Annotated in this window: 28 protein-coding genes and 2 tRNA genes; 8 read left to right on the top strand and 22 right to left on the bottom strand. The window is 55.1% G+C overall.

Features of this window, described 5'->3' with window-relative positions:
- Positions 1-14: 14 nt before the first annotated feature.
- Positions 15-281, bottom strand: coding sequence for a DUF3077 domain-containing protein (locus tag PMI24_RS07930; RefSeq protein WP_007952607.1), 267 nt, complete (start codon positions 279-281; stop codon positions 15-17).
- Positions 282-796: 515 nt separating this feature from the next.
- Here PMI24_RS07930 and PMI24_RS07925 point away from each other — a divergent pair.
- Positions 797-1222 (top strand): type II toxin-antitoxin system HicB family antitoxin, encoded by a 426-nt coding sequence (locus PMI24_RS07925; RefSeq protein WP_007952606.1) that lies wholly within the window; start codon positions 797-799, stop codon positions 1220-1222.
- A 317-nt stretch (positions 1223-1539) separates the two neighbouring features.
- On the opposite strand, the gene PMI24_RS07920 is transcribed toward PMI24_RS07925, so the two are convergent.
- A complete protein-coding gene (locus PMI24_RS07920; RefSeq protein ID WP_007952605.1) occupies positions 1540-2397 on the bottom strand; it encodes a DUF5677 domain-containing protein in 858 nt (285 codons plus the stop codon).
- A 339-nt stretch (positions 2398-2736) separates the two neighbouring features.
- Between PMI24_RS07920 and PMI24_RS07915 the strand changes: the two genes are divergently transcribed.
- From PMI24_RS07915 to PMI24_RS29205, 5 genes are all read left to right on the top strand, one after another.
- The gene (locus PMI24_RS07915; RefSeq protein ID WP_007952604.1) at positions 2737-3054 is read left to right on the top strand and encodes a hypothetical protein; all 318 of its coding nucleotides are present in this window, start codon (positions 2737-2739) and stop codon (positions 3052-3054) included.
- Entirely contained in the window at positions 3044-3328 is a 285-nt protein-coding gene (locus PMI24_RS07910; protein ID WP_007952602.1) for a helix-turn-helix domain-containing protein, read from the top strand. The genes PMI24_RS07915 and PMI24_RS07910 overlap by 11 nt, the downstream gene beginning before the upstream one ends.
- Before the next feature lie 551 nt (positions 3329-3879).
- Positions 3880-4251, top strand: coding sequence for a helix-turn-helix domain-containing protein (locus PMI24_RS28555; protein WP_052026225.1), 372 nt, complete (start codon positions 3880-3882; stop codon positions 4249-4251).
- Entirely contained in the window at positions 4251-4808 is a 558-nt protein-coding gene (locus PMI24_RS28765) for an ImmA/IrrE family metallo-endopeptidase (protein WP_007952593.1), read from the top strand. The genes PMI24_RS28555 and PMI24_RS28765 overlap by 1 nt, the downstream gene beginning before the upstream one ends.
- A gap of 476 nt (positions 4809-5284) precedes the next feature.
- Positions 5285-5869, top strand: coding sequence for a hypothetical protein (locus tag PMI24_RS29205; RefSeq protein ID WP_007952591.1), 585 nt, complete (start codon positions 5285-5287; stop codon positions 5867-5869).
- A 101-nt stretch (positions 5870-5970) separates the two neighbouring features.
- On the opposite strand, the gene PMI24_RS29760 is transcribed toward PMI24_RS29205, so the two are convergent.
- The 15 genes from PMI24_RS29760 to PMI24_RS07835 all read right to left on the bottom strand — a co-directional run bounded on the left by PMI24_RS29760 (position 5971) and on the right by PMI24_RS07835 (position 20140).
- Positions 5971-6549, bottom strand: a complete 579-nt coding sequence (locus PMI24_RS29760; RefSeq protein WP_007952581.1) for an AAA family ATPase — start codon at positions 6547-6549, stop codon at positions 5971-5973.
- A gap of 11 nt (positions 6550-6560) precedes the next feature.
- Positions 6561-7214 (bottom strand): DUF7002 family protein, encoded by a 654-nt coding sequence (locus PMI24_RS07895; protein WP_007952580.1) that lies wholly within the window; start codon positions 7212-7214, stop codon positions 6561-6563.
- An 18-nt stretch (positions 7215-7232) separates the two neighbouring features.
- Positions 7233-8843: an adenylosuccinate synthetase gene (locus PMI24_RS07890; RefSeq protein WP_007952579.1), complete on the bottom strand. Its 1611-nt coding sequence runs from the start codon at positions 8841-8843 to the stop codon at positions 7233-7235.
- Positions 8844-8873: 30 nt separating this feature from the next.
- Positions 8874-10181 (bottom strand): ImmA/IrrE family metallo-endopeptidase, encoded by a 1308-nt coding sequence (locus PMI24_RS28755; protein WP_007952578.1) that lies wholly within the window; start codon positions 10179-10181, stop codon positions 8874-8876.
- 452 nt (positions 10182-10633) lie between these two features.
- Positions 10634-10906 carry a hypothetical protein gene (locus tag PMI24_RS07885; protein ID WP_045121690.1) on the bottom strand — a complete coding sequence of 91 codons (273 nt, stop codon included), beginning with the start codon at positions 10904-10906 and terminating at the stop codon, positions 10634-10636.
- Entirely contained in the window at positions 10903-11883 is a 981-nt protein-coding gene (locus PMI24_RS07880; protein WP_007952575.1) for an integrase domain-containing protein, read from the bottom strand. Before PMI24_RS07880 ends, PMI24_RS07885 begins: the two co-directional genes overlap by 4 nt.
- Before the next feature lie 894 nt (positions 11884-12777).
- The gene (locus tag PMI24_RS07875; protein WP_007952573.1) at positions 12778-13107 is read right to left on the bottom strand and encodes a hypothetical protein; all 330 of its coding nucleotides are present in this window, start codon (positions 13105-13107) and stop codon (positions 12778-12780) included.
- A gap of 1 nt (position 13108) precedes the next feature.
- A complete protein-coding gene (locus tag PMI24_RS07870) occupies positions 13109-14443 on the bottom strand; it encodes a tyrosine-type recombinase/integrase (protein WP_007952572.1) in 1335 nt (444 codons plus the stop codon).
- Between the two features lie 172 nt (positions 14444-14615).
- Positions 14616-14691 (bottom strand) — tRNA-Thr (locus tag PMI24_RS07865).
- A 76-nt stretch (positions 14692-14767) separates the two neighbouring features.
- The gene (locus PMI24_RS07860) at positions 14768-15583 is read right to left on the bottom strand and encodes an FkbM family methyltransferase (protein ID WP_007952570.1); all 816 of its coding nucleotides are present in this window, start codon (positions 15581-15583) and stop codon (positions 14768-14770) included.
- A gap of 344 nt (positions 15584-15927) precedes the next feature.
- Positions 15928-17163 carry a methyltransferase gene (locus PMI24_RS07855; RefSeq protein WP_007952569.1) on the bottom strand — a complete coding sequence of 412 codons (1236 nt, stop codon included), beginning with the start codon at positions 17161-17163 and terminating at the stop codon, positions 15928-15930.
- The gene (locus tag PMI24_RS07850) at positions 17144-17833 is read right to left on the bottom strand and encodes an ABC transporter permease (RefSeq protein ID WP_007952568.1); all 690 of its coding nucleotides are present in this window, start codon (positions 17831-17833) and stop codon (positions 17144-17146) included. Before PMI24_RS07850 ends, PMI24_RS07855 begins: the two co-directional genes overlap by 20 nt.
- Complete coding sequence (locus PMI24_RS07845) at positions 17830-18525, bottom strand: ABC transporter permease (RefSeq protein WP_007952567.1); 696 nt, start codon at positions 18523-18525, stop codon at positions 17830-17832. The genes PMI24_RS07850 and PMI24_RS07845 overlap by 4 nt, the downstream gene beginning before the upstream one ends.
- 78 nt (positions 18526-18603) lie before the next feature.
- Entirely contained in the window at positions 18604-19353 is a 750-nt protein-coding gene (locus PMI24_RS07840) for an ABC transporter substrate-binding protein (protein ID WP_007952563.1), read from the bottom strand.
- Positions 19354-19366: 13 nt separating this feature from the next.
- Positions 19367-20140 carry an ABC transporter ATP-binding protein gene (locus PMI24_RS07835; RefSeq protein WP_007897462.1) on the bottom strand — a complete coding sequence of 258 codons (774 nt, stop codon included), beginning with the start codon at positions 20138-20140 and terminating at the stop codon, positions 19367-19369.
- 552 nt (positions 20141-20692) lie between these two features.
- Here PMI24_RS07835 and gabP point away from each other — a divergent pair.
- Positions 20693-22084, top strand: a complete 1392-nt coding sequence (gene gabP / locus PMI24_RS07830) for a GABA permease (protein ID WP_007952562.1) — start codon at positions 20693-20695, stop codon at positions 22082-22084.
- Between the two features lie 70 nt (positions 22085-22154).
- Here gabP and PMI24_RS07825 read toward each other — a convergent pair whose 3' ends face one another.
- The 3 genes from PMI24_RS07825 to PMI24_RS07815 are packed head-to-tail and all read right to left on the bottom strand — an operon-like array spanning position 22155 to position 23998.
- Complete coding sequence (locus PMI24_RS07825; protein WP_007952561.1) at positions 22155-22607, bottom strand: hypothetical protein; 453 nt, start codon at positions 22605-22607, stop codon at positions 22155-22157.
- A gap of 6 nt (positions 22608-22613) precedes the next feature.
- The gene (locus tag PMI24_RS07820) at positions 22614-23027 is read right to left on the bottom strand and encodes a hypothetical protein (protein ID WP_007952560.1); all 414 of its coding nucleotides are present in this window, start codon (positions 23025-23027) and stop codon (positions 22614-22616) included.
- Between the two features lie 20 nt (positions 23028-23047).
- Complete coding sequence (locus PMI24_RS07815; RefSeq protein WP_007952559.1) at positions 23048-23998, bottom strand: alpha/beta hydrolase family protein; 951 nt, start codon at positions 23996-23998, stop codon at positions 23048-23050.
- Between the two features lie 263 nt (positions 23999-24261).
- Between PMI24_RS07815 and PMI24_RS07810 the strand changes: the two genes are divergently transcribed.
- Complete coding sequence (locus PMI24_RS07810; RefSeq protein ID WP_007952558.1) at positions 24262-24711, top strand: hypothetical protein; 450 nt, start codon at positions 24262-24264, stop codon at positions 24709-24711.
- A gap of 5 nt (positions 24712-24716) precedes the next feature.
- Here PMI24_RS07810 and PMI24_RS07805 read toward each other — a convergent pair whose 3' ends face one another.
- Positions 24717-25046 carry a hypothetical protein gene (locus tag PMI24_RS07805; protein WP_007952553.1) on the bottom strand — a complete coding sequence of 110 codons (330 nt, stop codon included), beginning with the start codon at positions 25044-25046 and terminating at the stop codon, positions 24717-24719.
- Between the two features lie 136 nt (positions 25047-25182).
- A tRNA-Phe gene (locus tag PMI24_RS07800) sits at positions 25183-25258 on the bottom strand.
- Positions 25259-25353: the final 95 nt, after the last annotated feature.

Raw genomic sequence — 25353 nt, 5'->3', positions numbered from 1 at the left:
TTGTGCGCGACGGTTTATGGATCTGGACTCAACACTTTGACCGCGTCATCGACCAGCGCCTTGCTCAACTCCTGCAAATATTGCGAGGCACTGGCGTGGAGTTCCGGGTCGTTGGCGGCAGAGGTATCTGACGTGAGCAGTTTGGAAATGTGGAGCAGATGCGAGGCGTGGGAGAGGGCGGTGACGACCGGGACGCCGGAGTTGGTACGGAAGAGTGCGTGGTTGGACTGGAAGGAAAAATGGGTGAGGCCGAGGGTTTTCAGATCGTAGGGATTGGTCATGGCTTCACCTACCGTTTGCTGGAAGGTGAAAAGGGCAGACTTTGGACGGATCGATGCTAATCATTTGTGAAACTCCCTGTATCAAATGAGCGCTGCCAATTCGTTATCAGGCGAATGGGTGGCAGCTATGCGCAGGCTGATAAACCGGAGATACAGGAACCCGGCAGGTCCGAAGACCTCCCACGCACAGCCGCCATTACACGGAATTGCAGGCATGAAAAAGCGCCGACAAACGTGGGTTGGGGCGCGCTGGTGCGCCTGTATCTTACGCGGGTTATCAGGCCCGGTCGCTGAGTTGGTAGCGACGGGTTTGACGGTAGCTTGAGGGAAGGGGGGAGCGCAATCGTGGCCAGGTTGTGGCGAGGTGGCCGACATACTCGCATGCAACACTTACGTTGCATGGGTAACAAATATGTTGCACGTTCGATCTACCGAAGCGACGAGTGATGTGCGCGAGCGACATCGAGTTTCGGCATGCAGTTGGACCCAGTTGTACCCCCATGAGAGGAAGCGTGATGTTCGAATATGCGTTGGAAGTCCACGAGGAGCCGAGCAGTGTCTGGTTGTCCTGCGCAGAAATTCCAGAGATGCACGCCGCAGGCGACACCCTCGAGGAAGCACTCGACGGCGCCATTGATGCGATGGAAACGGCATTGTCGATTTACGTAGATGATCGCCGGTTGATTCCGACAGGTGATGCGGGAGAGCAGGAAAGTGACGCGGTGTTGCGTCTGCCTGCACTGACTGCCGCAAAGGTTGGGCTGTGGAATACGCTTTTGGAGTCTGGGGTCAGCAAGGCTGAACTTGCACGTCGCTTGGGGGTGCAACGACCCCAGGTAGATCGGTTAGTCGGTTTCCTGCATCATTCCAAGATCGAGAATGTCGAGCGTGCGTTGCAGCAGCTTGGGCGGCGGATTTTGCTTTCGGTTGAAGCTGCTTAGGATTGGAGAAAAGCCCCCCCCCCCCGACAGCGATCGCTGTCGGGGGCTTTTTCATTTGACGCGGAAAACCCAAGCCCCAGAAACAACAAAGCCCCTGCATTTCTGCAGGGGCTTCGTCTTTGTATGGTGCCGGCACCAGGAATCGCCCCCGAGATCTATTGATTACGGAAAGGTGCTTTAAACAATAAAAACAATGTCTTATGTGAATTTTTGTTGCGTGCGGACACACCAAAGCCCGCATGCTTCGCGGGCTTCGGTTCGCTTGTTACGTGGGTGTTGGCCCAGACGTCGGACGAATAGGACCTTATTCGGAAAGTTCATTCACGCGGCTGGTAAAGGAAATCCATATCGTCGGCCCGAAGATTCCACTTTTCCGCGATCACGCGTGCCTCACCCGCACCATGCAAAACGTTCCTGGCAGGGGGGAATACGCCCGCATAATGATGTGCGAAGTGTCCAAGCAGCATGACGATAACCATTAGATGGCCCGATCCCAGCATGTACTGATCTTGCAAGTTGTTCGCTTGGCCGTTCTGAATTGCCCCGATGAAATCACTGTGCACATGGCCGCTCAAAAAAGGATAGATCGAGGTGAAGTAGGTTCTGTGCAAACCCGCCTCTAATGCTAAGTCGTTCCAGTTCCAGCCAACGCCCCAGTCACCCTTACGAAGGCTTTTTTGTTGGGCTTCAGTATAGTTTTGGAAGTGCGGAGAGCCTTGGATCTCAGGCCACAAAGCGACAGCATCGTCTTCGGCTGCCTGTCTGACTGTCCGAGCATCATTTGTGGTGGCAGCCATTTTGCTCCGTTTTTTCCACCCACAATACTCCCAAACATTATGTCGGAACTCTTGTAGGGATTGGTTTCCACCGCTGAGGAGCCACGTCATCACCAGATAGTTCTCAAGCGACGAACGAGTCAGAACCGCTATTGAAGAGTGGTCAATAAAGCTGCGTGATGGGATGGTTTGATTTTGAAACGGAGAGGGTTCCAGTAAGGTTCGCGCGGAACACATATGACGGAACAGCTTCTTTGCCAGATCATGCTGACTGAACATCCACCCAGGAACTTCCGCTTTCGGATCATGCTGCGTTGCCTGCGCAGTTATCATGTCTGCCATCAGTGCGATCAGAAGACCGAATGCCCTCTCAAGCTCTTCCTCTCGTTGATACGGCATCCACTGATCCCCCTCGTTTTTATTATGTTCGTTCAGTGTATCAGTCAGCCAGTCATCGCTGATCAGGCGCGCTCGCGCTTCTTTCTCGCCCGCGGTCTAGACGTGTCGTTGAGTGTGTTTCACTCAGTCTGAGGAGAAAAGGTGACAGAGAAAAGGTGACAGATCTATTTTTCGAATACTCATCCGATACTGGGGAAGCTCCTGTGTATTGAACGTGGTTTGAGCAACGTGCATCGGTACACACAGGTCGTCTAAACCCTGCCCTCCCAAAGCTGCCAAACTCTTCATCAGACAAACGTGCATTGCCCATCTATACGGCAAAGCCGTATAGTTCCGCCCATGTATACCATTATCGAAACCGAAATTTTCAAGCGCTATGCTGACGGTATCTGGGCCGATGGTGAGCGGCATGAATTCATAAACTGGCTTGCCGCAAACCCGCTGGCTGGTGACGTCGTGCCGGGTAGCGGAGGCCTTCGCAAGGTTCGCTGGTCTCGTAGCGGAATGGGCAAGCGAGGTGGTACACGTGTCATTTATTACAACACGCTTTCCGAAGGCTCAATTTGGTTGCTGATTGCCTACACCAAGGCCAAATTTGACAACCTGCCCGCAGCCTTCCTTAAGCAACTGAAGGAGGAAATCAGCGATGGTCAATGAACTGGAGCAATTCCAGCAGGACTTGCTGGACTCTGTCCGCCAAATGAAGGCGGGAAAAGCAGCTCGTGTGACAGAGGTGCCACTTTCGGCGGCTGCTGAAGCGCGGGCCAAGGTGGGCGTTTCGCAAAGTGCGTTCGCCAAGTTGATCGGTGTGAGTCTGCGGACGTTGCAGGATTGGGAGCAGGGTCGCAGGCAGCCGACTGGGGCGGCACAGACATTGTTGCGTGTTGCTAGCCAGCATCCGGAAGCATTGCGGGATTTGCAGCCAGCCTGAGGTGAAATCGTCTACGGATTGTTGCGACTAGAAACTGGCAACACGGTTGCCGATGATCGGAAATGTGGACACTCCAGAAACAACAAAGCCCCTGCATTTCTGCAGGGGCTTCGTTTTGTATGGTGCGGCACCAGGAGTCGAAAAACAAAAATAATTACAATAATATCAATAAGTTGTGGTTATTTAGAGCTCTTGTCTACCCCTATTTCTATCCTTAAGCGCTTGGTTTTCACCTTACGTTTCCGCCGAAGCCCTCAGCGGAAGCTGCGTGGCCAATGATCGTTTGAGAGAGATATCGCCCCAGAACGAATACTGAACTATTAAATCCTACTGCCCCCCATTCCTAAGGATTGTTCAGGAAAACCACCGCTGGGGCCTTCTTCCGCGAACAGTGGCGTGCCAAGCACCGAAGAAACCTAGGCTGGCAGAAAATCTTCCTTTTAGGTTGTTTTTCCGTTCTTTAGGGTGTATATTCCCTACAAGTATCAAAGCAATGCTCTGTAGTCCTTCCCGCCGGGGAGGTCATGGAGACTAACAATGGAGGGGAAAACATGAACCTGACGCCTTTCGGCCAAAAAGTGCGTGAATTACGCATTCAGGCCAGAGTAAGGCTGAATGCAATGGCAGAGGCTATAGGCTACTCAGAAGCCTACCTTTCCGCCGTGGAGACCGGTAGGAAGCCAGTGAATGATGAACTACTAGAAAAAACTATTGAATATTTTTCGGCTACTAACAGTAACTTTAATAAAGATGATCTTGTAAGAGCGGCTGACGAAAGTAAATCGGCAATAAATGTGGAAAAACTTGAGGATTTAGAGAAGGGAGTTCTGGGAGCTTTTGCCAGGAAGCTGCCTGGCGTTACAGACCAAGTACGATTAGAAATTTTGGATCGTTTGAATAAGGTACTAGAGGATGTGAGTTGATGGAGAAATCGAAGCCGCGAGGGGTTAGGGTCGCCCCTTTGAGTAGCCGTAAAATTAGGGAGGTGGCTGAGGAGTTTAGAGTTATATTCTCTTTGCCACCCGGTAACGTAGATATTATTGAACTCTATGAGTTTGGTTTGCAGTCGAAAGGATGGGACTACGATATTCAGGAGGATAACTTATTCCCTTCAGATGTCCTTGCCCTCGCTTTTCCCGATAGGCATCTGATTCGAGTGAAACAGTCAGTATGGTCTGGTGCGGTACGGGGGGATCGAATGTCTCGATTCACGTTGGCTCACGAACTAGGTCATCTAATTCTGCATAATTCTGACAGGCTTGGCTTCGCGAGACATCATCCCTCTTCTCCGCGAATTCACAATTTTTACGAAGACTCTGAGTGGCAGGCAGATAGATTTGCTGCGGAGCTGCTTATTCCTGCAAGTGAGCTTTCGGGTATGAGACTAAATGCCTCTCAAATTGCAGTTAAATATGGAGTATCAAAAAAATCCGCAGGGATTCGAATTTACTCTTTAAGGAAAGAAGGCTACCTGGAATGAAAAAGGACCACAGAAGTTGGCGCTTCGAGTGGCCCTTATCAAATAAAAGCGATGGAATGGCTACCATCGCTCTGTTCCGCTGATTTCAAGTTCGCGTGCGAAATTTAGCAGCCTACCAGCGCCAGCGCAAGGAAACCTTGTGCCCGCTGGTCGGTAAGAGCAGTTCTCCGGCCTAACACAGCAAGGAGATCTGACCAAAATGGCGTCAGTCCGTAAGTACCGCCGCTCGCCGGCACACCGCGTCAAAACTGTTTACGTCCATCGCTATCCTCGCTTTCGCTTTGGGAGGTGGGAGGACGTCACTGATCACTATCGTAGCCCCCCAGGGCAACTCTCGTTCGACTTCTAGCAAGGTGGATTTTGGGGAGACGTTACGTCTCCCTGGCTAGCTTTTCCCAAAATAATGTCCAAGCTCTATTTCTATGGTGGCGAGGGCTTCGTGTATCACTAAGATAATAATTAATTCAAAGGATAATATGTATAAAGTTAATATTTCAACCTTTACGAAGGTCTCAGTGGCAGTATCAACCGTTGTTGGAGGAGTATTTGCGGTTTTAGCTGTAGTTCTTCCATCAGCGCCGAGTGAGCCAAGAAATCCTGGTGTCTATGGCATTTGGTCTAGCAGGTATTCCTATCCTTCCTCCAACGGTACGGTGGAGATTAATGGTACGACAGAGTACTTGAAGAATGGAAGCTATAACTTCAGCGGCCAAATGAAACTTGAGGGGTTAGTGAATAAGCAAGAGTTTCGTATCCTCTACGATGTAGATGGCGCCGGCGAGTGGTCTGCGGACTCGAAGAGTATCATTATTAAACTAATGGATATAAAGTCTCATCCGAAGTTTATTGAGATTGACTCTAAGAGAATTGACCCGAAAATGATCGTTGCTATCACAGGTAAAGACTTTCCTGCTCTCAGCGACGCAATACCTAAGGGAACCTCGGATGAGTTTACTATCGTCCAACTTGAAAAGGATTCGATGGTACTTCAGGCGGATGATCCAAAAGGGCATTTGCTTGCAATTCAAATGAACAGAGAAACTCATCGTTTTCAACGATAGCGCTCTACTTCTTGTATGCTATATTAGCCCATACCAATTTTAGGTATGGGCTTCGTTCTGACGTGTGCGCTTAACTTCCGTTAAAGTGAGTATTTGAAAGTTTAGTTTATTGTATTTATTTTGAGTCTTTTGCAGATATGGTTGGCTGCTTCTAACGGAGATAGCTTTGATGTGTCTATAACTATATTGGCTAAAGTTATTAGACTGCGTGAACACTGCTCGTTTGGATGTGAGGTTACTTCGTTGTAAGGGATGTTTCTGTCACTGCTATCTTCTGATTTTTTCCGTGCGTTGTAGCGAGATTCGAGAATCTCTTCCGTAGAGGTTAGATGAACATGTAGAACGCTATCCCCGAACGCGTCGCGAAAATGCTCGACTTGCTCAGGTTTTCGGACGGCATCAATGATCCATCGCGAATAGCTAGGATTTGAACTTATTAGCGGCAATGCGACGTTGTCTACAATCCATCGAAAGTTGCTTTCCCTGTCCAGAGAGTCACCAAGCTCTTGAAGGTTGTGTCTAGTTGCGTCAATTTTTCGTGTTGTTGCCAGGTCTTTAAGGTAAGTGCTCGATTGAATTGTGTGAAAATCAAAGTCCGAAATCAATTTTTCGCGCAACGATGTCTTTCCGACAGCGATTGGACCGCTTAAAAGAACTATTAGTTTCTTTGTGGTCGTCATGGTCACCAACCTTACAATGCAATATTTCCAAGAATGTTTTTGCCTTGAATTGACCTGACTTCGACTACAAAGTCAGCAATGTTAGGGATGTGGTAATCCACAACAACTTCGACTACTTTTTTTGCTGGCGCTTCAGATCTTTTTTTTGTTGGATAGTTCGCAATTCTTTTGAATGTATCCATTCCACGCGCATGCCACATTGGGAACGTGTTACCTGAGTTCATATGGCATAACCAAACTGCGTTCTCGTACTGAGCCATCAAGGCAGCAGTATCAATAGTCAGCACGTCGTGGGTTAGCTTTCCATAGCCACGAGCATTCAACAGCTTAAAAAGCCGCGTTTCCTCAGCCCACATGAAAACCTTCGAGTTCAAAAATTTGTACCATTCAGCTGGAGTCGTTCCATCGGTCAATGCCCGTGCCAAGCGGGATGGCTCCATAGGTTTTTGATCTCGTAATACGATAAAATCTGCGGGAGCTCCGACTTTAACTTTCTCCGCGCGATGTCCCTCTTCGAGCGTTAGCCGGCTCGCTCCCTGTATGGAATAGCGATCTAAAGCCGCGGCGGTGCTCAAAAGACCGTGCTTTTTGATCGATGGCCAAGAACCTTCTTCCGCCATGTGGAAGAGTCGAGGGTAGTTATTAATAAGTGCGGCGACATCCATATTAAATCTCCGAATCGATTACCACATTCTGCGGTCGATGATATTTCTTTCGTTGAATGCAGTTGAAATCATAGACACAGGAATGCCGCTGACTTTCTCAATTTCTTCAATAAAACGTAGGGTTTGGTCCGTCAGTTGCTCGTACCGATACGCACGGCGATTAGACACACCTAAATAGTCTGCAAAAGTCAGAGCTATGTCTGTAGGTCCATTCAGTAGTAGCGACTTCCGTAGCTGCGCCCAATCAAACTCAGCCACCTTACGAGGACGATGAGAAACCGATCCGACTTCGGCTCCAGTTAGCTCTTCAAGCTTTATTCCTGATCGTTGCGCGATTTCTGCGAAATCGATGAACTGGCTCATAAAGCCAGAGGTTTGTCCTGTAACCGAGTCGCCCACCCTTATTGGATAGGTTCGACACACCATAACGATTCGTCTTACATGACGAGGCGAAAGACCCGCTTCAGCCAAACAAGCAGCTGCAGTGGTAGCACGTGATGTTACATGGGGGTAATGTCCATGATGTAGGCTCAACGATGTTCCTTGAGTCCCCTCCAGCATGACTCTTTTTCCGCCGGATAAGCATCCTGCAAAAAACTCAACCGTGTCTCTAAGGTAATGTTTTAGCGCCGGGATATCTTTCGCCATTTTAACGCTACTACCAGGTGTTCGTCCCAGGATTTTTCTAGCCGTTGCACGGCCGATCCCCTGTGCCGTCGATCCAATAGCGTTTTTGAGAATTTTTTCTTCCCACCTAATATCATGGGCGTTAATGATCATGGCCTGAGGATCAATCAACAGTTTGTCGTAACTGATGGAGAGCTCACTGATCTCCCTAAGAAGTACATCAAGTCCGATTACGGCACCTGCGCCGATGACAAGTGTTGCATCTTTGTTTCCTAGGGCGCCGGATGGGAGCTGACGAAATGTATAAGGCTCCTCATCGAAGCGGTACACCTTGTGTCCCGCGTTAGGCCCACCTACTCGCACCAAAACGTCATATTCAGGTGCCATAAAATGAGCAATATTTCCTTTTCCCTCGCTTCCATATTGTCCCCCGACAAGCACATCAATAATGGGAGAGGTCAGTAGAGGGCGGGTCTCTATACGTGCGATCACGCGTGCATAGACGTCGTCGGCGTTGCACCGATCCGAGTCTATTAACACGTCTGCGACCCTGGCTAGATCTGCCGCATGTTTTTCAGTGGGGATATTGGCAACTTGTGCGTAAGTCAATCCCTCCTCGTTGGCAGGGCGAGAAGAGAATCGACCTGCCAACGTATTGGGGGTGGCGTCTAGATGAACATGCGTGACAATCCATCCGCTGTGCCTCAAATACTCGATTTGTGCAGCAGTGCGAACAGAGTCAACTACGATCAGGCCTAATTCCTTCTCATTCATTAGCCGTTCGTTCAATGCATCAGAAATCCAGCTACCTTTGCTGTCTCGATCCAGTCGTACTCCCGCACTATGACAGGCTCGCCTTGTATGTTTAGTCTTCGGTAAAAATTGGTAAATCAAGTCTTTCGTCTTGATCAAAGTCGCGTTCGCGCGAGCTGTAAGTAGGCTGGCAAGTGTTGACTTACCTGCGCAAACTCGACCCGACAACACAATCGCTCTATGCTTCATCCGTCATCCCTGTCGGCCGACTTGTTAAGGTTATACCGGCAGCCGGTAAATCGTCGTAGGAACGCCCTTATCAACAAGCTCTTCAGTGATAAGTTCTCTGACTATTTCCCAGTTAGCTCCCCCGTGGCCTGTCCCAACTCTTGGCATATGCACTGTGGCGCCCATTTCAAGGGCTTTTACGCGCACTTCAGACAAACACTTTGCAAAAGCTTCATAGCCGAGTTGCTGACCTTTCGATGCCCCGTAGCCTCGCTGTGCGACCATATGGGCGACGCTGATACCTTCTCCCATTCTGGCAACGAAGACTTGTCCAAGCTTAGGCGTTTTATCTAGTGCGCAAGTCTCACTACGAAATTGTTCCCATACGTGAGGGAATTTCTTGCGGACCTGAGAAGCGAAACCATTTCCTCCCCAAGTAGAGCTAGTGTCTGGAATCACGTGAGCTACCAATTTGGGGCCACTACCCCGCGGGACGAGGGCGTCCCCGTCTACCTCAGTAACCACGAGAGCTTCGTAGTCTGTCGGTTGTGATGGAGTCAAAAAACCGACGACACGTGGTACTACTTGTCCTGGGTAGGGAGCTAGCCCAACACATTCAACTCGATAGTTTGAGCCCAAAACTTCTTCTTGGCCTACAGAGGTAAAACCAATTGCACTCGCTTCGGCCACTGGGCCGTCGTGTGAAAAGGATTGTCCCACTGGCAGGGGGCAGTCCCATCCTGTCGCAGGGATGATGTAGTCGATGCGATAAGTTTCATGATCGTGCATGGACGCACAGAAAGCAGCACACGGGGTGCGTGCAAGTTTTATTAAGCGAATAAGACAGGCTTCAACTGATACGTCAAAAGACTTCCTGACATCCATCACCTTCTGGATGGATAACTCTTCGCCTGCTAATTCCGTAAAACTTCCTAGCGGCATTAAGAGCTCAGCAGCACCGATGTTGCATAGAACTTCGAGCTGCCAGTTGTCTTTCTGAGTAGCAGTATCTCCATTACGGTGACGAACCTCGTGATCCCAATCATCAAAAAGCGTGTGAGCGATTTCGTGAGCGATCGAAAATCGAAGTCTGCCTCGTGGTCTCATGGGGTTGTACTCGAGATGCCTTCCACCGTCCTCTGAAGCTAATAGACGGGCATCAGGTATGTCGCCTCGCGCCTCGGTTCGGATACCTAGCCATTTCGCCAGAGCTAACGGATCAAAAGGGGGGCCGCCCCACCCATCATCCATAGCGCGGAGCACCAAATTCCTGGCTTTTGTTTCCATAGCCTCAACTGGGCTAACACCCTCGGCAAAAGACAGCACCGATGCGTTGGTCCACTTAAATTTTCTGGTCATAGGAAATCGTTTCCGAAGAGAAATTGCCGGTCGTGCTGATTTCCCATTGTCCCTTGCCCTCCTGGCCAGGTGAAGTGCTCAACGTGCATTTCGCAGGTGCCATTGCAGCAACCCAAGGTACCGGTTAACTCAAGCAAACCCGCTAAGCTCAACGTCTCTAAGGCTGGTCGCCTCTCACTATGAAGGTTACACCTTGTGATTCGCCAGACGAGCGGTAACTCAACAGTAGCGAATTTTGTGTGAGCGTACCATCACCATTTCGTGGACGAAGAAATCCTGCTCGTATGGTTCGATGGACGTTATTGAGTGCATTGGGTGTAACCTCATCGATAGCTTACTGTGCAGCATATTGGCCGGGACTCATCGGGCATCTGCGCGCTCAAGAATGGATAGCCAATGACTTGAGGGGCAACTGAGTAACGCGGCAAAACCAGCCGCGCCTCAATCTTGCTCTAAGGTAACGACCACGACTTTCCGAGCCGGTAGATCAGCCGCTTGATCGTTAGCTTGTAGTAATACCGCGTGGCTTCACTCCTGTCCCCTACGTGGTTTTCCAGAAACCATGCGAGATGCTTTTGCTGCCAGGCCCATGGATTGTCGCGTTGCCAGCGATCAGCTATTGCTGTTTGGATAGCCTTCGCCTGACGCAGGTGGCGTTGGCGTGTGGTATGAGATCCAGTTAGGACGCTCGCCAGGAACAGCTCTATATCGAATGCCTTACTCATGCTCGACCCCCGATGTAAGCCGAAACTACGTCGGTACGACGGTGCCCCAGCTCATAGCTGATTTGCACCCGGGCCTCCTGATCGAGGTGTCGGTCGAGCTGGTAGTAACGGCCACCGTTGATGGGCGCAGGATGCTGGATGATTTGCTCATAGCGTTCGCACGCATAGGCTGCCCGCAACTCGTGGAAGCCTTCGAGGTTGTGCTTATGGAGGATGTCCCGTGCGGGTCGGACGATTCCCTGCAAGAAATCGAGGTAGCGTTCGTTCGGTGCAAGCAGGTTGCGACTACCGTCGGGCGAGACCTGTTCGGCAAGCCTCAATGCGTCACGAATATGATCATCTACCGTAATCCAACGAGGTGCTGACGCGCCTGAACGACCACCTTTGGTACCGTCCTGGATGTTGATCTTGCCGAATTGCTCTGCTTCACGTTTTAGACGGGGAAGGTCGGCCAAAATCGTCTCGCGTAAGCGCATACCGGTGGCTCGGGCCAACAATGCGATAGCGGCTGCGCGCGACTGCCGATGTCCATAGAGCGCCTCTACGACCCGCTTCACATGTTCGCGGTCTTGGCCTTGCGGCGGCACGATCCGGATACTGGTGCGCCGCATTCCCAGCGCCTTGCTCGGGTTCGGCACTTTCATATATTGATCACCGCGAAGCGCGGCCATGGTTCGGTTCACGCTGGACAGCCGGTTTTGCGCGGTGGCGATGGCGAGTTCACCTTGGTCAACTTGTTGGCGCAGATGTCCGGCGTAGTCCATCAAGGTCTGCCGATCAATCTGCCGCGCATCATTAAACCCCGGCCCATCCTCCGACCGACACCAGCGCACAAAAGCCTGCCAACGATCACTGTGCGCCTTGACCGTCCCGTAGTGCCCGCCGCCAAACAGATCTTTCAGCGCTTGCGGCCCGGCATAGCTCAACTGCCGACCATAGCCAAAATTTCGCCCATCCCGTCTACCTACCAATGCCATGATCACACTCCTGTTGAAACCAAACCGTTGAAACTTTCCCCACGTCATCCCGCCACGAATGTTGAGTGTTATCAGGGATCGAGGCCCCTGCGACCTGTGAGGGTTGTCCACTAACGCAGGACTGGCGGCTCTTTACGACCGGGAGCTTGGGCATCTCATGATCTGGCCTCCTGAACACCTCCGAAGAGGTGGGCGGGTGGGGGCTGCACTGGCTGACGAGACCAACGCCGCGAGATCCTGAGTCGGGTGAAGGCAGTAATGCGATGACCGGGGCATGCCTGACTGTCAGTCAGGTGCAGTCCATTCCGTAGGCTGCGGCACCATCATCTGCATCGCTGTTGCTGGTGACGTCGGTGTTTGTCACGCCGATTGTCACGAGGGGGAATGCCGCAAAGCCTTGTACGAGTTGGGCTGCAGCAGCGGTAGGAGCGCCCGTCTCTTTCCGGGAGAAAGAGACGGGCGCAGGTTGGCGCAAGGAAATGGCCAAGCGGATAGGTTGCTGCAAGGCAGCTATGAAAGGGGGAAGTTGCCGCAGTGGGCACACTGGTAAAAGTAGGCATCCATCACATCGCTGTGACCGTTCGAGCCGCCGGACGCTAATCGCACTTTGGGAGAACCACCACGGTGTGGCGTAGCCTTAAAGGTTCTGACTACCTGGGCTGCTGTCAACGACAGCGCTTGCCCGATCTTTTCTACGCCTGTGGATAATTTGGGTCAAGGCTCGAGTTTTCGGGAATTCTGCGGCTGTGGATGAAATTATCCACCGGTGGAAATCAGTGGTTTTCCACAGACAGTTGCGTGGGCTTTAGATTTTTTAAGTGAGGTCCATCCAAGCAGGGCGGCTTTGCAGCCCTGTTTGGATGGACCCGCATGGCAGAGCAGATTGCGAGAGTCTTACGGATGTACGCTTACTTTACTGCGGCACTTTAAAAGCCAAAGCAGTGTTAGCACCGTCGGCCAAAACAACGTGTTGAGAACATCGTGAGCGCTTGCCTGCCAGCGCCAGTATCCGAAGCTTCCAATATCATCTCGCCGATCTACCCACTCGCCTGCACACGCAATGATGAAAACAACCAGCCAGCCAAGGTATGGTCTGAATCGTCGGGTGCCAACGGTCAGCGTTAAATAGACCGCCATGCCCAAATAGATATGCAACGCGTCTTTTGACAGTCCGGTTGCCGACACAATGGCGAGCTTGATGCTTTGTGCGGTTGAGATATCCATATCAACTCCTCCTGTCTGCGCCAATACCAGGCTTCGCCTTTATCCGAGTAACGTTATCTCCAATCTGGTTGGCGAATTCGTGTGGAGTGACATGCTCCTGCCGGTTGGCCTCCAGGTACCGGCTCCACCAGTTCATGATCAGCCTGCGCTCCTCGATGAACTCGGCCTTGTGGATGTAAGCGGCGCGGACGTTGTTGCGCTCCTTGTGGCTCATCTGCCGTTCAATAGCTGTCTCCGACCACAATCCTGACTCGATCAGTGCGCTGCAGGCCATCGAACGAAACCCATGTCCGCAGATATCGGTTTTGGTGTCGTATCCCATCGTCCGTAGCGCGTTGTTCACGGTATTTTCGGACATGGGTTTCCAGGGCTTGGCATCGCCTGCAAACACCAGGTCGAATTTGCCGGTGAGGGCGTGGATCTGTTCAAGCAGGGCCACGGCTTGCGGCGATAAGGGTACAAGGTGGATATCCCCTGCCATCTTCGTACCCCTTGTGGAAAAGGGTACTCCCTCCAACGCGGGTCGAGTGTCCGGTATCTCCCAGGTGCCGCGCTTGAGGTCGAACTCGCTCCAGCGGGCGAAACGCAGTTCGCTGGATCGTACAAACACATGCAGCGACAGCATCACCGTCAGACGGGTAAGTGCTCGGCCTTTATAGGTGTCGATCCGCTCCTGCAGTTCCGGCAGTCGCGATAAGGGTAGAGCCGGGCGATGGACCACACGCGGGGCCTTGATCGAGCCTTCGAGGTCATAAGCAGGGTTTATGGTGATAAGCCGGAGGCGTTTTGCTTCGCGCATGATGCTCTGCAGGTAATTCTGTACCCTTAAAGCAACGTCTATCGTTCCGCGCTTCTTGATCGCTTCCAAGGGCTGCATGAGGTCATGGGTGTCGAGGTCGACAATGGCGCGGGCGCCGATCAGCGGGAATACGTGGGTTTTGAGGCGGCTCATCACAGTCTTGGAGTGGCCCGGCGCCCACTTGGCCGACATTTCCGTGTGCCAGTCCAGCGCAACGCTTTCAAAGGTTCTGCCTTTGATCACGGCTTCCGCCTTGGCTTGGTGCTTGGTCTCTATTGGATCAATGCCATCCGACAGCATTCGCTTGACCTCCAAGCGCTTGCGGCGCGCATCGGCGAGGCCAATGACGGGGTAGTTGCCGAACGAGGTCAGTCCTTCGCGTCCGTCAGGTTTGACGTAACGGAGCCGCCAGCCTTTGCGGCCATTGGGTTGGACTAGGAGGTAGAGGCCATCGCCGTCGAAAAGCTTGTAGGCGCGGTCTGTAGGTTTTGCCAAGCGGCAAGCTGCGTCGGAGAGCGGAGCTGTAGTGCGCGACATAAGGGTACTCCCTTTTATCGAAGTGACCTGTATCCCAAACTCTACCCTTAAAACGGTTGGAAACCACAAGTTTCTGACGGAAACCGATGGAACTCCAAAACGAAAAAACCCGCCAGAAGGCGGGTTTTTCGGGGGTTCCAGAGATTTTGAAAGCCTTCTCTGGAACCTTGTATGGTGCCGGCACCAGGAATCGAACCCGGGACCTACTGATTACAAGTCAGTTGCTCTACCATCTGAGCTATACCGGCGTGTGGGCGACGATTATAGCGACTCGGGTGCTTCTGTAAACCCCTGAATTCAGACTATTTTTGCGCCCTCTGCGAATCACGCCCGGCGCAGGACGTTGCGCAGTTTTTGTACAGTGCGCCAGGCGCGGCTGTTTTGCATGGCGTGCAGTTCGGCTTCGGCTTGTTCGGCGCGTTGCAGGGCGGTTTCCAGTGCCGGGTTTACCGGGTGGGCGAGGTTGTGGCCTTTGCATAGCTGGAAGTTGTCGAGGTTGCACGGTGGCAGGTCGAACGCGGGTTTGAGATTGATGTGTTCGTTGGCCAGGAAGAAGCTGTTGAGGCCGTCGAACAGGACGTTGGTGTAGCCGGCGTCGGTCACCAGGTGTTCCCAGGTGTGGTCGCGCTCCCATGGGGTTTCGATGAGGATGATCCATGGGCGGAAGCGGCTGAAGTCCATGCCGCGCAGGACGGTTTCTTCATGGCCCTCGACGTCGATTTTCAGGAAGTGGATCGGTCGCTCGGCGGCGTGCTCTTCGCAGATCGAGGTCAGTGTGCGTGCGTTGACGGTGAGGCTTTGCACGTCCATGCCAAGGTTTTTGCGTTCTTGCGCAACGACCGGGTCAGCGGTGGACAGGCCGGTGTCGGGAATGCCGTAGAAGGTCAGTTCGCCCGGCTGGTCGCTGGCTACGCATTGCAGCGTGGTGTCGCGGGGGCGATGTTTGCGAAGTGCGTCGTGGTAGTTCTGCATCGGTTCGACATTGATGCCTTGCCAGCCGCGATCGTAAAAGGCCTTGGTGACCGAGTCGTGGATCGGGTCATTGGCGCCGACGTCGATATAAAAACCGTTTTCAAAATACTGCAGGGCGCGCCAAAGGCGAACGTCCTCGAAATTCTGTGCGTAAGAAATGAACGTCACGGTCGCTTCCTGTCGGTCAGATTTTTCTTGTTCGGGCGTGCGCTACCTGCACGGCGTAAGTCTGTATAGCAAGGGCGGATGGCAGGCGCAATTGCCCGTTGCCGGCGTCCGCGATTCGGCGGTTATGTCCTTTTGGTCGAGGGCTTATGCACAACAGGCTCTGAAGAGGGCGGGCTTAGGCAGGTTTTTGTGGACGGGTTCTCATTTGAGTCGCAAATCCCTGTTTTGCCGGTTTTTTATTTATGTGAACAAAAAATGACCAGCGCTGTTAATGGCCTGAAACAGCCGTGGATATTGGATCCACGATAATTCCATCAACAGAGTTATCCACAGGCTGTGAAAGATTAAACGCGTTCGGCCAGCAACAGGAAATTGCGCGGTGTGAGCGGCGTGTCGCAAAAGGTGCCGAGGCGTACGGCGTATCCCTGTTCGGAGAGGAAAAGTGCCCGATCCAGATTCAGCCAAAGCTCCAGCGGCCGTCGGAACAGTCCGCGCAGCAATTCCAAGTTGCGAACTTCGGCCAATCGCTGCCAACCGGCGGCTTCCAGTGCTACCCAGTCTGGCGAGCCGACTGTGGATAACTCTTTCAACGCTGCCAGGTCGCAGCAGTAATCGGCGAACGATTTGTCCAGCCAGGCGGTTGGCAGAGAAGGCGTTGGCAGGTATTCGTCGACGCCGCGCACTTGCCGTTGCAGGAGGTCGAAGGCCAGTCGCCGGGCCATGGAGGTGTCACGCTGACGTCGGACGCGGGCACCAGCGGTGACGGTTTCGCTCATTGGCAGTGAAAGATCTTCCAGCGAGAGCTGTAAGTCTGATCGCGAACCTGCGGAGGACAACGCCTGATATTCAGTGCGACTGATCCGGTTATAGCAGCACGGTGAAACAGCCAATTGTCGGCAACCGGCGGCACTAGCCAGATACATCAGCCGCATATGCAGATCGCCGCAAGCGTGCAGGGCAACAGGCGTGTGTTCGGCGCTCAGCAATAAAGCGGTGTTCGCCGCGAGCACATTCTGCTCCACATGCAGCGCATGCAGGTGATGCCGCTGACTCAGCGCCTGACCGCTGGCAACCAGCGCCGGGTCATATTCCAGGCAGGTGAGTTGCTGGCCAGCGCCGAGCAGACGCCGTCCCAAATGCCCTTTGCCCGAACACCAATCCAGCCAGTGCTTCGGTTGCGAGGCAAACGACAAGCGGCTGGCGAAGGCTTCGATCTGCTGCCATTTGCGCCCCGGTACATCGACATTCAGACGATGCCCGGCGGCTTCCAGCGTATGTGCAGGCAGCTCACCGACCGAACTCAACTCAAGCGACAACGCCGCCAATGAAGCAAACGGCTCCGGCGCATCCAAGAGTTCAGCAGTTTGGTTGTGGGCGTTTTCCGCATCTTCCAGCGACCGCCTGCGTAGCCACAAGGCCAGCTCCGCGTAGGACGCTTCCCAAGGCAGTTGCAGATGAGTGAACGGGCGAGGCTTCCACAGCGCCTGATGCGTTGTGAGAAATGTATCCAGTGCCGTGAAACGGGCGAGTAGGGCCTCGCCCGTCAGCACGTCAGAAGAATTAGCGTCCCTGGCACGCATCGACGCGCAGCCAGCGTTCCAGCAGTTTGAAGCCGCGAACCAGCACGTAAGCCATCACCAGATAGAACACGCCAGCAGCGAAGAAGATCTCCACCGGCAAGTAAGTGCGGGCAATGATGGTGCGCGCCATGCCGGTCAGTTCCAGCAAGGTCACGGTGCTGGCCAAGGCGCTGGCCTTGAGCATCAGGATCACTTCGTTGCTGTAGGCCGGCAGGCCGATGCGCGCGGCACGCGGCAGGATAATGTAGAACAGCGCTTTAGGTCGGGACATGCCCAATGCCCGCGCCGCTTCGATCTCACCCGGCGGAATCGCCTGAATCGCGCCGCGCAGGATTTCGGCGATGTACGCCGCCGTGTGCAGGGTCATGGTCGCTGTGGCGCACCAGAACGGATCGCGCAGGTACGGCCACATCGAGCTGTTACGCACCGCATCGAACTGCGCCAGGCCGTAGTAGACCAGGAACAGTTGAACCAGCAACGGCGTGCCACGGAAAAAGAAGATGTAGGCGTAGGGCAAAGCGCGCACATACCACAGCTTCGAAGAACGGGCGATGCCCAGCGGAATCGCCAGCAGTAAACCGGCGATCACGGCGATGGCCACCAGTTCCAGTGTCAGCGTCGCGCCTTGGGCCAGTTTCGGCAGCCACTTGATGATGACTTCCCAATTCATTGAGCGCTCCTCGCGAAGCCGCGTGCGGCGCGTTTTTCCAGCAGGTGCATGCCGATCATCGCCAGCACGGTCAGGCACAGGTACATGAGCGCCGCCACCATATAGAAGGTGAATGGCTGCTTGGACACGGTCACGCCGATCTGCGCGTGGCGCATGATTTCTTCCAGGCCGATGACCGACACCAACGCGGTGTCTTTCATCAGGATCATGAACAGATTGCCCAGGCCGGGCAGGGCGATACGCCACATTTGCGGCATGATCAGTCTGGTGAAGATCCGCCATTTCGACAGGCCCAGGGCCACGCCGGCCTCACGGTGGCCTTTGGGAATGGCGAGGATCGCGCCACGAAACACTTCCGTGGCGTAGGCGCCGAAGCACAGACCCAGCGCGATGACGCCGGCGGCGAAGGCGCTGAGTTCCAGTTCGGGATTGCCGAGGAACTCACCGAGCGCGCGCATCGCGTTGACCGTACCGAAGTAGATCAACAGCACCCAGAGCAATTCCGGGACGCCGCGCACCAGTGTCGAATAGGTTCCGCCAAGCCATTGCAACGGCTTGTACGGGGAAGTCTTGGCCAAGGCGCCGAGCAGACCGAGCACCAGCCCCAGGCACAGGGCCGAGAGTGCCAGTTTGACGGTCATCAGCGCGCCGGCGAAGAGCGCCGGGCCGAATCCGTAGAGGTCGATAATCATGGATTTCTTTTCAAATCGCGGCAGGCAAGGCCGGGGATCGGCGCCGTCATGTAACGGCGCCGATCCGGCAGGTCAGGATCAGTAGATGCTGAACGGGAAGTACTTGTCGTTGATCTTCTTGTAGGTGCCGTCGGCAACGATTTCCTTCAGCGCGGCGTTCAGCTTCTCGCGGATCGGGTCGCCTTTACGTACAGCGATACCGATCTTGTCGCTTTCTTCCACCGGGTCGCCCTTGAATTCATAGGCTTTGCCGGCGTCGCTTTTCAGCCACTCGTAGTTGACGTATTTGTCGGCGAGGATGCCGTCCAGACGACCGGAAGTCAGGTCGAGGTAGGCGTTTTCCTGGGTGTCGTACAGCTTGACGGTGATGTCGTCACCGAAGTTGTCTTCCAGGAAGGTGCCGGCCAGGGTCGCACGCTGGGCGCCGATCACCTTGCCTTTCAGCGCAGCCTTGTCGGTCTTGAAGTCGACGTTTTTCGGCGCGATGAATTGCAGCTTGTTGGAGTAGTACGGGTCGGTGAAGTCCACCGCTTGCTTGCGCTCGTCTGTGATCGACATCGAGGAGATCAGGAAGTCGAACTTCTTGGCGTTCAGGGCCGGGATGATGCCGTCCCAGTCAGAGGTCACTACGGTGCATTCAACTTTCATCTTGGCGCACAGCGCTTCGCCGACGTCTTTGTCGAAGCCGACGACGTTGCCGCTGGCGTCTTTATTGTTGAACGGCGGGTAAGCCGCTTCGATGCCCATCTTCAGGGTCTCGGCCATGGCACCGGCGCTGAACGCGAGGGTGACGGCGGCGGCCAGGAAGACCTTTTTGTAGTTCTGCATGCGGGTAGCTCCGTTAGCGGTTGCTGGACATGAATTGTTTGCAGCGCGCCGAAAGCGGGTTTTCGAACACCTGCTGTGGCGATCCTTGCTCTTCTACCAGGCCCTGGTGGAGGAACACCACTTCGCTGGAGACCTGACGGGCGAAGCCCATTTCATGGGTCACGAGCAGCATGGTGCGGCCTTCTTCGGCCAATGCGCGGATGACATTAAGTACTTCCTGGACCATTTCCGGGTCAAGGGCGGAGGTGGGTTCGTCGAACAGGATCACCTTGGGCTGCATCGCCAGCGTGCGGGCAATCGCCGCGCGTTGTTGCTGGCCGCCGGACAGTTGCGCCGGATACGCGTGGCGCTTGTCGGCGATGCCGACCTTGGCCAGCAGCGCTTCGGCGACTTCGATGGCTTCGGCCTTGCTCTGGCCGAGCACGCGGCGCGGCGCTTCGATGATGTTGTCGAGCACGCTCATGTGCGGCCACAGATTAAAGTTTTGAAACACAAAACCAATCTCGGAGCGCAGGCGATTGATCTGCTTGCCATCGGCGGCAACCAGTTCGCCATTCTTGGCGGCCTTGAGCTTGAGTTCTTCCCCGGCCACCAGGATCTGGCCCTGATGCGGGTTTTCCAACAGGTTGATGCAACGCAGGAACGTGGACTTGCCGGAACCGGAGGAACCCAGGATCGAGATCACATCGCCGTCGCGGGCGGTCAGCGAGATGCCTTTGAGCACCTCAAGCTGTCCGTAGCGTTTGTGCAAGTTGCGGATTTCAAGCGCGGGCGTGGCCTCAGCCATGTGCGTTCCTCATATATGTTGCGCTCCTGCTGTTGGTTGGCCTTCCTGGCGAGGCGGCCAAGCTAGCATAGCGTTTCAATGGCAGCCAACAGCGCTACGAGCGGTAAACGGATGGCGTGTGGCAGGTTGTCGCATCGGCGCAGCAGACTGTCGCCCCATCAACAACCGAACGGGTGTTTGAACGTGGATTCCCGTGGGTGTCGCGTAAAAAAAGGCGCGATGTTGCCACCTTTGGCGGGGTGTTGGAAGCGCTAACCGGCCGAACGTTCCTCATTCGCCCTTTTATTGTGCATCCCGTACTTTTTCAGTGTGTTTCTGGTGCGCTGATTCGTTTGAAAAGTGAGTCGCAGGGTAACGCTTTGGCGAAAGGCCAGTATTCTCAAGGACTTGCGATGACTGTCCGGTCGCGCTGAAAACCGCAGGCCAGAAGAGTTTGAAACATTTTGGCGCAATTATTGCGTGCAGAATCTGGAACGCCCCGTTGGTTTCTTTTTACGAGAAGGAAAACCAGACGGGACGGACTGAATCGCTTTCCTCGCAAAGGTAGTTTCAATGAGCAGTACCCAAAGCTCCAATGGCCTCGAACAGGGGCTCAAACCGCGTCATGTGACCATGCTGTCGATCGCCGGGGTGATCGGTGCAGGTCTGTTCGTAGGCTCCGGCCATGCAATCGCCGCCGCTGGTCCCGCTGTTCTGCTGGCTTACGCCGCTGCTGGCGCGCTGGTTGTGCTGGTGATGCGCATGCTCGGCGAAATGGCTGTTGCCTCGCCTGACACCGGCTCCTTCTCGACTTACGCCGACCGCGCCATCGGTCACTGGGCCGGTTTCACCATCGGCTGGCTGTACTGGTGGTTCTGGGTTTTGGTGATTCCGCTGGAAGCCAACGCCGCCGCAACCATCCTGCACGCGTGGTTCCCGGGTGTGGATATCTGGGCGTTCGCGCTGATCATCACCATGCTGCTGACGGTGACCAACCTGTTCAGCGTGAAAAACTACGGTGAGTTCGAATTCTGGTTCGCCCTGCTCAAAGTCGTGGCGATCATCGGTTTCATCATCCTCGGCGTCGCGGCCATTTTCGGCTTCCTGCCGAACAGCCAGGTCAGTGGCGTTTCGCACATCTTCGACACCCAGGGTTTCCTGCCGAACGGCATGGGCGCAGTGCTGGGGGCGATCCTGACCACCATGTTCTCCTTCATGGGTACAGAGATCGTGACCATCGCGGCCGCGGAATCGAAGAACCCGGGCAAACAGATCTCCAAGGCCACCAACTCGGTGATCTGGCGTATCGGCCTGTTCTACCTCGTTTCGATCTTCATCGTTGTGGCCCTGGTGCCATGGAATGACCCGGTTCTGGCCAGCGTCGGTTCCTACCAGACCGTGCTTGAGCGCATGGGCATCCCGAACGCCAAGATGATCGTCGACATCGTGGTTCTGGTTGCTGTGACCAGCTGCCTGAACTCGGCGCTGTACACCTCTTCGCGCATGCTGTTCTCCCTCGGCAAGCGTGGCGATGCTCCGGCCATGGCGACCCGCACCAACAAGAGCGGCACGCCTTACTGGGCGGTGATGCTGTCCACCGGCGCGGCGTTCCTGTGCACCTTCGCCAACTACGTGGCCCCGGCTGCGGTGTTCGAGTTCCTGCTGGCGAGCTCCGGCGCCATCGCGTTGCTGGTGTACCTGGTGATCGCGATTTCGCAACTGCGCATGCGTAAACAACGCATGGCTCGCGGCGAGAAAATCGTCTTCAGCATGTGGCTGTTCCCGGGCCTGACCTACGCGGTGATCGTATTCATCGTCGCGGCCCTGACCATCATGCTGTTCCAGGACGCCCACCGCGTGGAAATCCTCGCGACCGGCCTGCTCAGCCTGCTGGTGGTTGCTGCCGGTCTGCTGGTAGCCCGCCGCCGCAATCTGGAAAAGCGTGGCGCAGCGGTTCTGAACTGATCCGGATCGCGTAATGCAAAACGGCCGCTGTCAGTGATGACAAGCGGCCGTTTTTGTTACTGCGAGCGGTTTATTCGCTCTTTTCTTCCTGCTCTTCGAGCGACTGGCCGTAGGTGTCCAGCGCAATCCCGAAATCGCTGATGAACTCTGGCTCGCTTAGCCAGGCCTGGGCGGTCTCGCGATCCATGCCATCGGCCCACATGCGGTAGTCGATCAGCATGTCGGCGGCCAGGTGAGTGGCGGCCATGCCTTCGTTCTCGGCGTTTTCCATGTCCAGCAGTTCAGGATGATCGACGATGATGAACGCCAGCTCGCGCAGCAGCGTCAGCAGCATTTCGTTGCGGCTGACGGCTTCGGCGTCGCGCATCTTGCTGAACATCGCCAGGGTGTATTCCGGGATCGGCTCGGCGAGGTGACCGAGGTCATCGTCCTGCGCCAGAGGTTTGCGACCGACCATGCGGATTTGCTTGGCTTTGGCCTTGGCGCGTTTGGCGCGTTTCTGTTGTTTGTTCAGGGATGCCATGGGAACTCAGTTTTTCTGTTGGGTTTGTGCGGCGATTGCGTCGGACGCGGCCACATAGTCTTTCTGGAAGTCCGGCGATTCGATCCACGCCAGAGCGCCGGCCTCGTCGGTCTCGGTGGACCACTGGCGGTACTCGATCAGCGCGGCGAGGATGAAATCCATCGCGCCTTCTTCGCCTTCCTGCTCGTACACCAGCTCCAGCAGAGGGTCTTCGAGGAACGCGGTGCACAGGGCCTGCTGGCTGATCTTCTCGGCGTCGATCATTTTCTTGAACAGTTCGGTCAGGTCCACCGACTCGAAATCGATGCGGTCGTCGTTCGGGTCCAGCTCGACCGGCGCTTCCGCACGTTTGGTGCGGTTCTGCTTGGCCTTGGTCTTGGCCCGGGCGGCGCGTTTTTGCTGCTTGTTGGCGGAAGCCATGGTGTGTGTTCCGTGGTGCGTTAAAGGGCTTGGCTGCGTGGGATTTCGCCCCCCGGTGTGTCGGAGGCCAGTTCGCCGGTCTGCAGCCAGGTCAGAGCGATGGGCCATAGTGTGGCTTGGTATGCGCTGCGAAAAAAGGCGAAATGTCCGACTTGCCGCTCACCGATGTCCTGCGGCTCGATTCGCAGGTGAGTCTTTTGCGCGTTGTGGAAGTAAGCGAGCAGGCGTTCGATGGCGGGAATCGTGCCATAGGGATCGTCGCTGATGCTGATTGCCAGGGCTTTGGCCCGGACGTTGGCGAAGGGCAAGTCGGCCATGGCTCTACCGCTCGGGCGCCGCTCATAACGCGCGGCCGGCGTGCTCCAGTCGCGCACCACGCCGGCGGGCGTGTCTTCCAGCCAGCCAAGTCGTTTGCCCGGAAAGTAGCCACAGAGCAGCGTGACCAGCGGCATCAGCAGATGCCATTTGCCGAACATCCGCCAGCGGTGCTCGGGCGCGTAATCGCGCCAGTAAGCGAATTGCGCGCCGACCGTCACCAGTCGTCGGATTATCTTTCCAGAGGCCCCCAGACCCGCTGCGCAGCCGCCGAAGCTGTGCCCGACCACATCGATCGGCTGCCCGGGAAACTCTCGCTGCGCGCGTTTGAGCATCGCCTCGAAGTCCAACGCGCCCCAATCCGTCCACGAAGCCTGCAAATGCCTCATCGACTTCGGCCGCGACTCGCCAATGCCCCGGTAGTCGTAAATGATCACGTCGAAGCCGTTGGTGAACAGATACGCCGCGAAGCGCGAGTAGTGGCGGCAGCGGACGGATGTGGCGGCGTTGATGATCACCACCGGGCGTTGTGGATCCGGTGAGGCGTGACGCCAGGTGAAACCGCCGAGCAGATAGCCGTCGGCGGCGGGCTCGTGGAAGGGCTCGCTTTCTGCTGAAAGCTGACCGAGTGGCGGTGGCGCGCTTTGTAGGTTCATGGCGATCCAGACTTTCGGGGACGGGTCGAGGATGAACTTCAAGCGGGTGGGGATGCAATGAATTGAAGCGCAGTGAATTCCAGATTCGCAGGTTGATCAGGTTTCACTAATTCGAGACGCAGCGCGGCGCGAATCGTTGGAGAGTTTTTCCGTAGTCCTTTTCGTATCAACCGCAACTCCCAATCGTTCTAAAACCCACCCCGCAAGACAAAATCTAAAAAGAGGTAACGATTGGGTTCCGTGAGAGCCCGGGAGTCGTCCTCATGAAACGCGTTCTTTCCTTCGTGCTGCCCGTTGCCGCTGCGGCGGTGCTGCTGTTTCCGCTCATGGCGCAGGCTGCGAGTCTGGAGCCGATCGACAGTTCCGCTGTGCAGGTTCAACAGCAAGAGCAAAACGGCGTTCGCTATCTGGCCGGCGGGATTGGCGAAGATGAGTCGAAAGCCATTCAGCAATCCGCTGGCTACAACCTGCATATGACGTTCGCCGTCGGCATGCAAAACCAGTACACCGCCGATGTCGACGTGATGATTCAGAAAGCCCCCGGCCAGACCCTGCTGACGCTGAATCAGACCGGGCCATTGGTGTATGTGCAGTTGCCACCCGGCAAATACACGGTCGTCGCGACCCGCAATGGTGAAACGCGCCGGGATGCGGCGGAAATTGGCGGCGGTGCTGCGCGCAATCTGGTGTTCCACTGGAACGACAACAGTTAGTGGCGTTACCGGTCGCGTCTGGATGGCGCGACCGTTGCCGTGCGGCCCAGCCAGATCAATACCCACGCGGCGCCCGACAGGAAGAGGGCGAGGAGGCAATGCGCGGCGACGGCAAACCAGAAGCTGGTGGGTTGTGCGGTCAGCGAATACACGGCGAACCGTTTGCCGCGTGCCATGTTGCCGATGCGTCCCTGAATCAGGCCGTCCACGGTTTCATAGGCGATCAGGCCGATACACAGGATCAGCACCAGGCCGAGCGCGATCATCAACCAGTCGGTTTGTTTTACGGGCGGCGCGGGGTGGGGCAGGGGAACGCGGGTTCTTTTCTGGTTCATCGTGGGGATGACCCTCTTCCGTAAGGGTTGAGCAACGTATCGCGAATTCCGGCCTGCAAGAAGGGCGGGATCGGGCCGTCATCAAATCGCAGGCAAAAAAAAACCCTGAATCTTGCGATTCAGGGTTTTCGGTATTTGGTGCCCAGAGACGGAATCGAACCGCCGACACGGGGATTTTCAATCCCCTGCTCTACCGACTGAGCTATCTGGGCAACGGGGCGCATTAAAAGGGTTTTTCGGATTTACGTCAAACACTTTTTTAAAATTTCTTAAATTAATTCCGTCGCTTACGATCCGACCCCCGATT

Source organism: Pseudomonas sp. GM25, assembly GCF_000282255.1.
Taxonomy (GTDB): Bacteria; Pseudomonadota; Gammaproteobacteria; order Pseudomonadales; family Pseudomonadaceae; genus Aquipseudomonas; species Aquipseudomonas aphyarum.
This window is presented reverse-complemented; position numbering and strand designations above follow the sequence as displayed.